This is a genomic window from Bradyrhizobium sp. STM 3809, assembly GCF_000239795.1.
Lineage (GTDB): Bacteria > Pseudomonadota > Alphaproteobacteria > Rhizobiales > Xanthobacteraceae > Bradyrhizobium.
Map to the genome: position 1 here is coordinate 1 of NZ_CAFJ01000473.1, position 12,419 is coordinate 12,419.

General features: G+C 65.8%; 10 protein-coding genes. 7 read left to right on the forward strand and 3 right to left on the reverse strand.

Going from position 1 to position 12,419, the window contains the following annotated elements; all coding sequences use genetic code 11:
- The first annotated feature begins 397 nt into the window (after window positions 1-397).
- The 7 genes from murJ (at window position 398) to BRAS3809_RS21805 (ending at window position 8,947) form a co-directional block, all read left to right on the forward strand.
- Entirely contained in the window at window positions 398-1,927 is a 1,530-nt protein-coding gene (gene murJ, locus BRAS3809_RS21775) for a murein biosynthesis integral membrane protein MurJ (RefSeq protein WP_008964191.1), read from the forward strand.
- A 119-nt stretch (window positions 1,928-2,046) separates the two neighbouring features.
- On the forward strand, window positions 2,047-2,433 hold the full coding sequence (locus BRAS3809_RS21780) for a DUF2946 family protein (RefSeq protein ID WP_008964192.1): 387 nt from the start codon (window positions 2,047-2,049) through the stop codon (window positions 2,431-2,433).
- Window positions 2,434-2,474: 41 nt separating this feature from the next.
- Window positions 2,475-4,673: a TonB-dependent receptor family protein gene (locus BRAS3809_RS21785; protein WP_008964193.1), complete on the forward strand. Its 2,199-nt coding sequence runs from the start codon at window positions 2,475-2,477 to the stop codon at window positions 4,671-4,673.
- A gap of 11 nt (window positions 4,674-4,684) precedes the next feature.
- Window positions 4,685-5,218 carry a hypothetical protein gene (locus BRAS3809_RS21790; RefSeq protein WP_008964194.1) on the forward strand — a complete coding sequence of 178 codons (534 nt, stop codon included), beginning with the start codon at window positions 4,685-4,687 and terminating at the stop codon, window positions 5,216-5,218.
- Between the two features lie 110 nt (window positions 5,219-5,328).
- Window positions 5,329-6,210: an AraC family transcriptional regulator gene (locus tag BRAS3809_RS21795; RefSeq protein ID WP_008964195.1), complete on the forward strand. Its 882-nt coding sequence runs from the start codon at window positions 5,329-5,331 to the stop codon at window positions 6,208-6,210.
- 559 nt (window positions 6,211-6,769) lie between these two features.
- A complete protein-coding gene (locus BRAS3809_RS21800; protein ID WP_008964197.1) occupies window positions 6,770-7,174 on the forward strand; it encodes an SPOR domain-containing protein in 405 nt (134 codons plus the stop codon).
- Window positions 7,175-7,327: 153 nt separating this feature from the next.
- Window positions 7,328-8,947 (forward strand): caspase family protein, encoded by a 1,620-nt coding sequence (locus BRAS3809_RS21805; protein WP_008964198.1) that lies wholly within the window; start codon window positions 7,328-7,330, stop codon window positions 8,945-8,947.
- Between the two features lie 14 nt (window positions 8,948-8,961).
- Here the strand turns inward: BRAS3809_RS21805 and BRAS3809_RS21810 are convergent, their stop codons facing one another.
- The 3 genes from BRAS3809_RS21810 to BRAS3809_RS37115 form a co-directional block, all read right to left on the reverse strand.
- The gene (locus BRAS3809_RS21810) at window positions 8,962-10,521 is read right to left on the reverse strand and encodes an oleate hydratase (RefSeq protein ID WP_008964199.1); all 1,560 of its coding nucleotides are present in this window, start codon (window positions 10,519-10,521) and stop codon (window positions 8,962-8,964) included.
- Window positions 10,522-10,636: 115 nt separating this feature from the next.
- Entirely contained in the window at window positions 10,637-12,193 is a 1,557-nt protein-coding gene (locus tag BRAS3809_RS21815; RefSeq protein ID WP_008964200.1) for an oleate hydratase, read from the reverse strand.
- A gap of 12 nt (window positions 12,194-12,205) precedes the next feature.
- The coding region (locus BRAS3809_RS37115; RefSeq protein WP_210161110.1) for a hypothetical protein at window positions 12,206-12,419 on the reverse strand (214 nt) is incomplete at its 5' end.

Here is a 12,419-nt window from a genome sequence, read left to right on the forward strand (position 1 = left end):
AGATGATCATGAATTCCGTTAAAACGCAAGAGAATAATAGTTATCAGAATTGTCACTGCGACCGCCTGCGTCCGTCAAAGCCTTGAGCTCAAAGATGGGAGTAGGCTGTACGTCCTGGCGTCGTCCCGGCGAACGTCGGGACTCATACCGCGTGATGCCGGCAACGGGCAGGTGGCTCGTTCCGCGCGCCTCACCGATGGACGGCGTATGGCCCCTGGATCGGCGCCTGCCGTTGCGTTGCGTCGGCAGGCTTGTCCGGGACGACGGCGGAATGTGTGGCGCAAGTCGGGTTTCACCGTTGAGTCTTGCCAGCGACCCGCCGGCAGGCAAGAGCGTCGGCGGAATCGCCCTCGTTCCCCGCTTCAAACTCCCCCCGCAATCCTCTACAAGCCCCCCCATGCTCGGACGTATCTTCACCGTCGGCGGCTATACGCTGCTGTCGCGCCTCACCGGTTTTGCCCGTGACATCATGCTGGCGGCGATTCTTGGCGCCGGGCCGGTTGCCGACGCGTTCTTCATTGCGTTCCGGCTGCCGAACCATTTCCGGGCGATCTTCGCGGAGGGCGCGTTCAACGCGGCCTTTGTTCCCGCCTATGCGCATGTGCATGGCGAGAAGGGGCCGGCGTCGGCGAGCCTGTTTGCCGACCGCATCTTCACGCTGCTGCTGGCGTCGCAGGTCGTGCTGCTGATCCTCGCCTGGGTGTTCATGCCGCAGGCGATGACGATCCTGGCGCCGGGCTTCACCGATGATCCGGCGCAGCGGGAGCTGGCGATCACGCTCACGCGCATCACCTTCCCATATCTGCTGCTGATCACCCTGGTGACGCTGTATGGCGGCATGCTCAACGTGATGCAGCGCTTTGCCAGCGCCGCGGCGGCGTCGATCTTCCTCAACATCGCGATGATGGCGACGCTGGCGCTGGTCGCCTTCTTCCCCACCGCCGGCCATGCCGCGGCGTGGGGCGTGCTGATCTCCGGCTTCCTGCAGTATGTCCTGCTCGCCGGCGATCTCGCCCGCCATGGCGGGCTGCCGCGCTTTGCGCCGCTCAGGCTCGACGACGACATCCGCGCCTTCTTCAAGGCGCTGGGGCCGGCGACCCTGGGATCGATGGGCACGCAGGTCGCGATGTTCGCCGACACCATCATCGCGACGTTCCTGCCCGCCGGCGCGATCTCGGCGCTGTATTATGCCGACCGCCTCAACCAGCTGCCGATCGGGGTGATCGGCATCGCCATCGGCACCGTGCTGCTGCCGGAGATGTCGCGGCGGCTGACCGCCAACGACCATGAGGGCGCCATGGAGCAGCAGCGCCGCGCCTTCGAGTTCACCTTGCTGTTCTCGGTGCCGTTCGTCGCCGCCTTCCTCGCCGTGCCCGACGTGATCACGCGGGCGATGTTCGCGCGCGGCGCCTTCACCAAGGGCGATGCGGCGGCGGCGGGCGCAACGCTCGCCGCCTATGCCGTCGGCCTCATTCCCTTCGTGATGATCCGCAGCGCAGTTTCGACGTTCTACGCGCGCAAGGACACGGCGACGCCGGTGAAGGCCTCGCTCACGGGGCTGACCGTCAACGTCGTGCTGAAGGTGCTGCTGATGGGCGCCCTGGCGCAGGTCGGACTTGCGCTGGCCACCGCCGTCGGCGCCTGGATCAACCTGCTGCTGGTGCTCGGCTTCGCCGTGCGCAAGCGCTATCTCGTCGTCGATCGCCGCCTCACCTCGTCGCTGTTGAAATTCGCGGTCACCGGTGTCGTGCTTGCGGCCGCATTGTGGCTGACGGTCGTCGTGGCATCGCCGCATGTGGCGTCGGTCGGCCGTGCGCAGGACGAGGTCATGCTCGTCCTGCTGATCGCGGTCGGCGCCGCGATCTATGCGGCCGCCATTCTCGCGCTGTTCGGCCCGCGCTGGCTCAAGGCGCTGGTGCGCCGCTGAGGAGCTTCCGTGCGGCATTCCCATCGTTCGCGCGCGAACTGATGAGATCACGGGGTAAGCCTGTTACGCCTTGCGCCTGCGCAGCGCGGCGAATATGGTCCGCCGGGGGAGCACTCGGCGTGAACAGGCGGCGACACACTGCAAACTGGACGAGGAGGGCGGTCAGCATTCTGGCCGCCTATCTGATCGCGTTGCAGATGGTGCTCGCCGGAGCGATGTCGGCGCAGATGGCCGCAGCGGCGTCGAGCGATGCCGGCATGATCTGCGCCGAGATGGATGGCGGCATGGCGCATGATGGCGGCGTGCCCAGCCACGGCATCGTGCACAAGGATTTCTGCGCCGTCTGTGCCTTCGCCGCCCATGCCGCGCCGGTCCCCGCGCCCGTCGTCGCGACGCTCGTGCGCAGCGCGCGCGAACTGCGGCTCGCGAGCTTCGCCGCCTGGGCGGCGCGCGACACCCGCCTGCGTGAACCCCGCCTGTCGCAAGGACCTCCCGCGAACGCCTGATCGAAGTTTGTCGTCAGGTTTCGTTCGTCCAGAGGTTCATCATGTCCCGTTCCGTAACCGCGCTTTGCGCGGCGACGTGCCTCGTCACGTTGTCTTCTCCCTGCTTCTCCCAAGCCCGGCCGCCGACCGATCTGCCGTCCGTCACGGTCGATCCGGCCAAGCGTGCCGCGCAGCGTTCAGTGCCGCCCGCTACCACGGCCCAGCCCGCCGCGAGGGCGCGCACCTCCCGATCCGCACCGGCGTCCCGGACGGCCGTTGCAGCTCCCGCCGGTCCGGCCCCGAGCCTGACCGCGCCGAACACGCAGGTCGCGACCCAGCGTATTCAGCAGACGCCGGGCGCGGTGGCCGTCGTGCCGGACACCGCGTTCAAGACCGGTGCGGCGCAGACCGTCAAGGACGTGCTCGACTACGTGCCCGGCGTGTTCGCCCAGCCGAAATGGGGCGACGATACCAGGCTGTCGATTCGCGGCTCCGGCCTGTCGCGCAACTTCCATCTCCGCGGCACCCAGCTCTATCTCGATGGCGTGCCGATCAACACCGCCGACGGCTATGGCGATTTCCAGGAGATCGATCCGACCGCCTACCGCTATGTCGAGGTCTACAAGGGCGCCAATGCGCTGCGCTACGGCGCCAACTCGCTCGGCGGCGCCGTCAACTTCGTCACGCCGACGGGGCGCGATGCGTCCGCCTTCGAGAGCCGGCTGGATGGCGGCGCGTTCGGCTTTTTGCGCGGCCAGGCCTCGACCGGCGGCGTCGCCGGCGCGGCCGACTATTTCGTGACCGGTTCGGCGTCGCGCACCGACGGCTATCGCGACCACAGCTGGGGCACGTCCGAGCGCGGCAGCGCCAATGTCGGCTATCAGGTCTCGCCTGATTTCGAGACCCGGTTCTATCTGAATGCCAACTCGGTGCGGCAGCGCATCCCGGGCGAGGTCAGCAAGACCAGCGCGCTGACGTCGCCGCAGACGGCCGCGGCCAACAACGTGCTCAATGACTGGCAGCGCAACATCGACACGGTGCGCGTCGCCAACAAGTCGACCCTGCATCTCGACAACACCGACGTCGAGTTCGGCGTGTTCGCGGTCGACCGGCACCTGATGCATCCGATCTTCCAGTGGCTCGACTACCGCTATCACGACTATGGCGGCTTCGTGCGCGCGGTCGACGACCGCGAGATCGGCGGCCATCGCAACCGCTTCACCGTCGGGCTCAACATCCAGAACGGCTCCACGGATGCCAACCAGTTCGTCAATATCGGCGCCAACAAGGGCACGCAGATGTCCTCGCTGGTGCAGAACCCGGAGAACTATACGCTCTATGCCGAGAATGCCTGGTATGCGCTGCCGAGCGTCTCGCTGATCGCCGGCGCGCAGTTCCTGCACGCCGTCCGCCGCCAGCAGGTCAATTTCTCCCTGAACGGCGATGTCGCTGGCACCGCGGCCTACGATTTGGCCAGCCCGAAGCTCGGCGTGCTCTGGGATGTCGATCCGGCCTGGCAGGTGTTCGCCAACGTCTCGCGCAGCGGCGAGGCGCCGAGCTTCGGCGAGAACGTGGCGCCGACCTTCCTCAATCCGAACTTTCCAACCATCCCATTCTACAAAATCAAGGCGCAGACCGCGACCACCTGGGAGATCGGCACCCGCGGCCGGCGGCCGGACGTCACCTGGGACTTCGCGCTGTACCACGCCGACATCCGCAACGAGCTGCAGTGCTTCTACTCGTCGTTCGGCAATTGCAACGTCACCAATGCCGACAAGACGATGCATCAGGGCGTCGAGGCCGGCCTCGGCCTCAGCCTCCTGAAGGGGCTGGCCGTCAAGAGCGACACCCCCGACCGCCTCTGGCTGAATGTCGCCTACACCTATAGCGACTTCCGCTACAGCAACGATGCGACCTGGGGCAACAACCGCCTGCCGGGCGCGCCGCCGCACTTCTTGCGCGCGGAGCTCTTGTACAAGCATCCGGCCGGCTTTGCGTTCGGGCCGAACATCGAATGGGTGCCGCAGGCCTATTTCGTCGACAGCGCCAACACGCTCTCCACGGATCCCTATCTGCTGTGGGGCCTGAAGGCGACCTATGACGACGGCCGGAATTTCTCCGCCTATCTCGAGGGCCGCAACCTCGCCAACAAGGCCTATATCGCGACCACCAGCATCATCGATCGCGCGACGCCAACCTCGACGCTGTTCAACCCCGGCAACGGCCGCGGCGTCTATGCCGGCATCCGCTACAAACTGTGAGGATCAGCGCGATGTTCAAGCGTCTCATGATCGTGGCGGCGCTCTCCGCCGCCACGCCGTGCCATGCCGCCGGTGACGACGAGTCCGTGCGCGCCGTGCTGAACATCCGCAACGCGCTGCGCTCGGAAGGACGGGTCGCCTTCGCCTGCTGGGGGGAGCTGCGTGACAATCCCTGGGCGCTGGAGCCGCTGCAGGCCGCCTATGACCATGTGCCGAAGCTGCCCGGCTTGAGGCCGCATGCCCCGGATGATTTTGCCTTCGGTCCGGCGGAATGGGCCGAGAAGGTGATGACCGACGCCGGGCTCCGCCGCGTCCGGCTGGAACGCTGCGATGTGGTGCTCGATCTCGGCGCCGGTGGCGGCCTCGATGCGGCCGTGCAGACGGCGCTCGCAATCGGTCCTGCCGGCCGGGCCGTGGCCGGGCAGCCCGCCGAGTCGGCGGAAGCCGCGACATCCGCCGTGAGAAAGGCGCTCGCGCGCTACGCCAAGGCGCAGGGCGTGATGGTCCCCGCCGCGTTCTGGGTCATCACAGCGGTCGATCCCTGAGGCTTGGTCGGCAGAGCTGCCGAATGTTCGACGCTCCATAAGGCCGCAAGATCGGTCGAGCGCGTCCGACGCGGGCACGCTTAGGTGATGTCGCCACGGAGCAAGGAACGATGAAGGCGGCACTGCGAAACCACCACGCCCGGATGCAGCGGGTGCTGGATCATATTGACCGGCATCTCGACGAGGATCTGGATCTTTCGGCCCTGAGCAGCGTCGCGGCCTATTCGAAGTATCATTTCCACCGGCAGTTCACGGCGACCTTCGGTCTGTCCGTGCATCGCTACGTCCAGCTCGCCCGCATGAAGCGCGCCTCCTACCAGCTGGCCTATGGCGAGACCCCAAGCGTCACCGATGTCGCGATGGAGGCCGGCTATGATGCACCGGATGCCTTTGCCCGCGCCTTTCGCCAGCGGATCGGGCAGTCGCCGTCAGCCTTCCGGAAATCTCCGGACTGGGAGCCGTGGCTAGCGGCCTTCGGGCCTCTCGACGACGCGAGGAGCAAGTTCATGCAGACCACCTTCACCCCCTCTGACGTGACGATCCGCGACGTCCCGCCGACGCGGGTGGCGATCATCGAGCATCGCGGCGACCCGGCGATGCTCGGCGTGACCGTCCAGCGCTTCATCGCCTGGCGTAAGGCCGCAGGCCTGCACCCCCGGACTCATCCGACCTTCACGGTCTGGCGGTCCGAGCGGCGCCCTGACTCGCCGGCCGACTACAGCGTCGATCTCTGCGTCGGCACCGACCGGCCATGTCAGGCTGATGGCGACCAGGTCAAGTTCGGCGAGATCCCCGGCGGACGCTGCGCGGTGCTGCGGGTCGTCGGCAACACCCACAACCTGGAGCCGGCTGCGCTCTACCTCTATCGCGACTGGCTGCCGGCCAGCGGCGAGGAGGCCCGCGACTTTCCGATCTATTGCCAGCGGTTGAGCTTCTTTCCCGACGTGCCCGAGCATGAGGCGGCCGCAGACGTGTTTCTGCCGCTGAAATAGCTGCGATCCCGAGCGGGACACCGCCGCGGCCCATTCTTGAAAAGTTCCAGTTCCATTGCGGAACTGAACCGGATCTCCGGCGTTGGGCTTGCACCAGGGCTGAAACCCTCCACGCTTGGACCGTGAACCTTTGTGCCGACGCGCACACTCACCTGATGTTTCTCGACTCGGATCTACGAGCGGTTGTTCAGGAATTTCTGGACCGGCGTCGGGGTTTCTCCCGATGCAGCTCGTATTGAAGGAGGCGCGTATGGTCCTCAAGACTTTGAAAGTCTCATTGTCTGTTGTTGCCGCTGCAACATCCGTCCTGTCGCTCTTTGCGGTGGGCTGGGTCGGCCTGGCTCTGCTGGGCTATTAGTTCTGGTATGGAATTTTCATTTGCATGGTAACGTGCAGAGTGCAGACTGCCGCGACACGGACCCGGTTCGATTTCGGGTCTCTGGGGCCGCACATTCGTCGGTGATCGCCCGTCTGGCGGTCATTCGAATCACGAACGTTTCGGCTGCGACGGGATGATCACCCGGCTACCCTGCCGGCGCGCGGATCATCGGGAGAGATCATGCCGGCGTTGCGGTCCACCGTCTTGTTGCTGTTGTCATTGGTCGTCGGTTGCGGTGCGGCTCGCGCCGAGCAGGCCGTGCCTGGTGCAGGCCCCAAGACAGAGCGGGCGCCATCGGCGGCGGGATCTCCGGCGGAGCTGGCGGCCAGCGGCTACCTGGTGGTGATCTCGGTGCAGGCCAGCGCGGCCGATGCGCTCGCCTCCTTCAAGGTGCTGCAGGCAAAGTACGCGGCTGTGCTCGGGCAGTATCAGCCGGTCATCAAGCGCGTGGACCTCGGCGAGAAGGGCGGCGTCCGATACCGCGCGGCGGTCGGCCCGTTCGAGACGAAGCAGCAGGCCAGCGCGATGTGCGGATCGCTGAAACTGGCCGGCGGACAGTGCTTCCCGTTCGGATACCCACGGTAACCGGCCGCGCCGGTGCGCTTGGCGAACGGTCGTTAGGCGACCGTCATACGGGCGCTGCGGAGTGGCTGTGAGCCATATCACAGACGTTTCGGCTGGCGTCGGATGATCTCCCGATTATGCTGTGTTGCGGCTGAATGTCGGGGGAACAAGGGCATGCCTACGCTACGGTCCATCGCCGTATTGCTGTTGGCGCTCGTGATCGGGTGCGGTGCCGCGCATGCCGAGCGACGCGTGGCGCTTGTCATCGGCAACGAAGGCTATCGCAACGTCGCGAAGCTCACGAACCCCGCGAACGACGCCGCCCTCGTCGCGACGATGTTCAAGAACGCGGGGTTCGATTCGGTCACCAGCCGGTTCGATCTCAACCTCAACGAGATGCGCAAGGCGCTCCGGGAGTTCGGCGCCAAGGCGCGCGACGCGCAGCTGGCCGTGATCTATTATGCCGGGCACGGCATCGAGCTCGACGGCACGAACTATCTCATTCCGGTCGACGCAACCATCGAAAGCGACACCGACGTCTTGGACGAGGCGCTGTCGCTCGACCGGATGCTGGTGGCCGTCGAGCCTGCCAAGCAGCTCCGGCTCGTCATCCTCGATGCCTGCCGCGACAATCCGTTCGCCAAGACCATGAAACGGGCGATCGCCTCGCGATCGATCGGCCGGGGTCTCGCCAAGGTCGAGCCCAACGCGCCGAACACGATGATCGCCTTCGCGGCCAAGGCCGGCTCGACGGCCGCCGACGGCGACGCGGCCAACAGTCCTTTCGCCATCGCGATCTCCGAGCATCTGCCGAAGCCGGGACTCGATCTCCGCAAGGCGTTCGGCTTCGTGCGCGACGACGTGCTGAAGAGCACCGGCAACAGGCAGGAGCCCTACGTCTACGGCTCGCTCGGCGGCGACGACGTTTCGATCGTGCCGGCACCCGCCGCGCCAATGGCCGCGCCGAACGCGCTCGACAATTCGCGTCGCGACTACGAGCTGGCGCTTCAGGCCAGCGACAAGGAGGCCTGGCAGGCCTACCTCCAGCGTTATCCGACCGGATTCTACGCCGATCTCGCGCGCGTGCAGCTGAAGAAGGCGGTCGCGGAGGAGACGCGGCGCAAGGCCGAGCGGTCCAACCCGCTCGAGCCGGGGCACAGTGCAGGTGAGAAGCCAACCGCTGTTGACGCCCGGGCGAGGGACGATGGCGGCTCCGGCGAGAAGGTCGCCGCGCTCGCGATGCCGCCGCTCTCCGACTCCGAGCTCGCGACCTCCCTGCAGCTGGAGTTGCGGCGGCTTGGCTGTCTCGATGCGGCCGTCAGTGGCGATTGGGATGCGGCCTCGGCGCGCGCGCTCGGCCAGTTCAACGGCCTTGCGCGCACCAGCTTCGAAACGGCAAAGCCGAGCCTCGCCGCGCTCGATGCACTCAAGGCGCGGAGCTCCCGGATATGTCCGCTGTCATGCCAGTCGGGCTATCGCGCCGATGGCGACAGCTGCGTGAAGATGGTGTGTCCAAGCGGTTCGGAGCTGCGCCCGGACGGCAGCTGCGCGCGCGGCGAGAAGCCGGTCGCGAAGCGCGACAATGCGCGTCCCGAACCGGCGCCGCGTCCCGCGCCGGCTGCGATCGATCTGAGCCGTCCCCAGCCCGGCGAGCCGCCGCCGGGCTCGCTTTCACTGGGCGCCCGGGTGACCATTCAGAGCAGCGCCTGCGGTCCCGGGAAGGTGCTCGAGCTCATCGGTGGCTCCAACCGGGCCAACATTCCGCGGCAGCGACGCTGCGTCGCTGCCAACTGAACGCTTCGCGCGGTTCAAGCGAACGCCTTCTCCACGGTCTCGATCAGCACCCGGAACGACTTGTCGTGGCGGGTGATCGGCGGGATGGCGCGGGTGATGTTGAGCAGCTGATAGACCGCCATCTGGGCGGCGCGCACCGAATATTCCACCGTGAACACGACATCGTCGGGGATCTCGACGAACTGGCTGACGAAGGCGAGGTTCTTCGAATTCGCCGGCACCGGCAGCGGCCGGTCCGTCGTGTTGCGCGGCATGAACATGCTCGTGATGTAGGGCAGGCGGCACGGCACGCAGCTCGCATTGTCGAACACCGACAGCTCGAAGTTGAGGTGGCCGCACAGCTCCTTCAAGATTTCGGCGCCGCTGCAATCGGCCATCGCCTTGGCCACGAAATTGCCGATGCGGTCGGGATGCAGCGCATAGCCCCAGAACACCTGCACGTCCTTCGGCTGACCGACGAAATGCGGCTGGTGGTACAGCACGATCGACATCAGCCAGTTGGAGTCGGTGAAGGTGACGAGGCCGCCGGTGCCGGCCGGGTTGCCGCTGAACGCTTCCATCGCATCGAAGAACAGCGGATTGCGGCAAGTGACCGTGAACGACTCCCAGCAGGATTCCGGAATCGACGAGTTGAACGCGGCGGGATTGCCGAACTCCGGGCGGCCTTGCGCGATCTTCTCCCACAGCGCCCAGCCCTTGCTTTCGCGCTTGGTCAGGCGCGGCGGCGGCGCATATTGCGAGCCGAGGCTGGTGGCATCGGTCATCGAGCCGTTCTGGAAGAACACGAGATCGTCTGCCGCCACGGCGAGCGCCTCGCTCTTGCCGTGGCGATCGAGCGTGAGCTGCGTGACCACGTGCTTGCCGGCCTCGGTGGCGATCGCCATGTCGGTGACGTCGACGTCGCCCTCGAAATGGACGCCGTGCTTCTCCAGCCACTTCACCAGCGGCACGACGATCGCATCGTACTGATTGAACACCGTGCGCTTGACGCCGGCCAGCGTCTCGATGCGCGCGAACTCGTTCATGAAGCGGTGCAGATAGCGCTTGAACTCGACGGCGCTGTGCCACGGCTGGAAGGCGAAGGTGGTCTGCCACATGTACCAGAAGTTCGTGGTGAAGAACGGCGGCGACAGCCAGTCGGTGATGCGGGAGTTGCCGAGCTTGTCCTCCGGGGTCTCGGTCAGCTTGACCAGCTCGAGCCGGTCCTGCATCGAGAAGCCCATGGTCGAGACGTCGACCTTGTGGCGGTTGCGGTCGACGAGGCGCGCCTGCGAGTGCGCGACATGGGCCTTGTTGAAGGCAATCGTCTCGTCGCGCACGGTGCGGCTGGGATCGCTGCCGCCCGGAATGGTCGACAGCAGATCCCACGTGCATTCGTAATGGTCGGTGGTCAGCATGCGGCCGCCGCGCAGCGAGAACGAGCCGTCCGGCAATTGCGTGCCGTCCAGGCTGCCGCCGAACGGCAGGTTCTTCTCGAAGATCGTGATGTCGCCCCCGGCGATGCCGCCGTCGCGGATCAGGAACGCCGCGCCGGCCAGCGCGCCGATGCCACTGCCGATGAAATACGCTTTCATGATGGTTCACCCGGATCGTCGTCTTTGACGATCCGGGCTTAACGGCCGCATTCCCGGGCGGAACTGATCCAGATCAATGGGGCGGCGCCCGACGATCACGATCTCGCGCGCGGGATCAGGCGAACGATTTGACCACCGACTGCAGCAGCACCTTCAGCGATTTGTCATAGGGCGTCACCGGCGGGATGGCGCGGTCGATCTTCATGAGCTGATAGACGGCGTGCATGGCCCCGCGTACCGAATATTCGATCGTGAACACGGCATCCTCCGGCAGTTCGACGAACTGGCCGAGGAAGGCGAGGTTTTGCGAGGTCAACGGCACCGGCAATGGCCGGTCGCCCGGGCTTCGCGGCATGAACTCGCTCATGATGTAGGGCATCCAGCACGGCACGCAGGTGGCGTCGTCGAACACCGTGAGCGGGAAGCGCAGGTGCCCGCACAGCTCTTTCAGGATCTCCGCGCCGCTGCACTCGGACATCGGCTTGGGCACGAAATTGCCGACGCGGTCGGGATAGAGCCCATAGCCCCAGAAGATCTGGATGCCGTCCGGCTGGTCCGGGAAATAGGGCTGGGTGTACAGCACGATCGACATCAGCCAGTTGGAGTCGGTGAACGACACGAGCGCGCCGGTGCCGGCGACATTGCCGCTGAAATTCTGCATCGCATCGAAGAAGCGCGGATTGCGGCACGTGACCGTGAAGGATTCGAAGCTCGATTCCGGGATGTTGGAGTTGAATATCTGGGGATTGCCGAATTCGGGCCGGCCGGCGGCGAGCTTCTCCCACAGCGTCCAGCCGTGGCTATCCTCCTTGGTCAATTGCTTCGGCGCGCTGTCATGGCTGCCGAGGCTGGTCGCATCGGTCATCGAGCCCGCCGTGTAGAACACGAGATCGTCGGCGGCGAGATCGATGCTGCGGCTGACGCCATTCTGCTGGAGGTCGAGGCGCGTGGCGCGATGCCTGCCGTTCTCCGTGACCAGAGCGATGTCGGTCACGTCGGTGCCGCCGGCGAAGTTGACGCCGCGGTCACCGAGCCAGCTCACCAGCGGCTTCACGATCGAGTCGTTCTGGTTGTAGACTGTGCGCTTGACGCCGCCGAGCGTATTCATGGTCGGGAATTCGTTCATGAAGCGGCGCATGTAGCGCCTGAACTCGACCGCGCTGTGCCATGGCTGGAAGGCGAACGCCGTCTGCCACATCAGCCAGAAATTCGTGGTGAAGAACGGCGGCGACAGCCAGTCCGAGATCAGCGAGTTGCCGAGCTTGTCCTCCGACGTCTCGGTGAGCCTGGTCATCTCGATGCGGTCCTGCATCGAGAAGCCCATGGTGGTGACGTCGACCTTGTGCCGGTTGCGGTCGACCAGCCGCGCCTGCGCATGCGTGACGTGCAGCTTGTTGAACATCTCGGTTTCGCTGAGGATGTTCTCGGACGGCTGGGAGGCGCTCGGGATCGTCGACAAGAGATCCCAGGTGCACTCATACTGCGTGGTCGTGAGCATGCGCCCGCCGCGCATCGAATAGGAGCCGTCCGGCAGCCGGGCGCCATCCAGGCTGCCGCCATAGAGCCGCTTCTCGAAGATGGTGATGTTCTGCCCGGGCACGCCGCCGTCCCGGATCATGAACGCTGCGCCTGAAAGTGAGCCGATGCCGCCGCCGATGAAATAGGCCTTCATGATGTCGACCTGCTATTTAAAGGTTTGAAACAAAATAAGAAAAATGCCGGCAGGCGTGGCCAATGACCGGCCTTGCGAAAACCCGCCGCTGCGCACCTTACCGTAACGGGATAAATTAGTCGTCAACACGTCGAGGTCGTTTGTCCGGGTGCGGCGCAATGTCCCGGCATGTCGCGCGCACCGTCTCGCCACCCTCCTTGCGCCGTACGCTGTGCTCGCAATGACC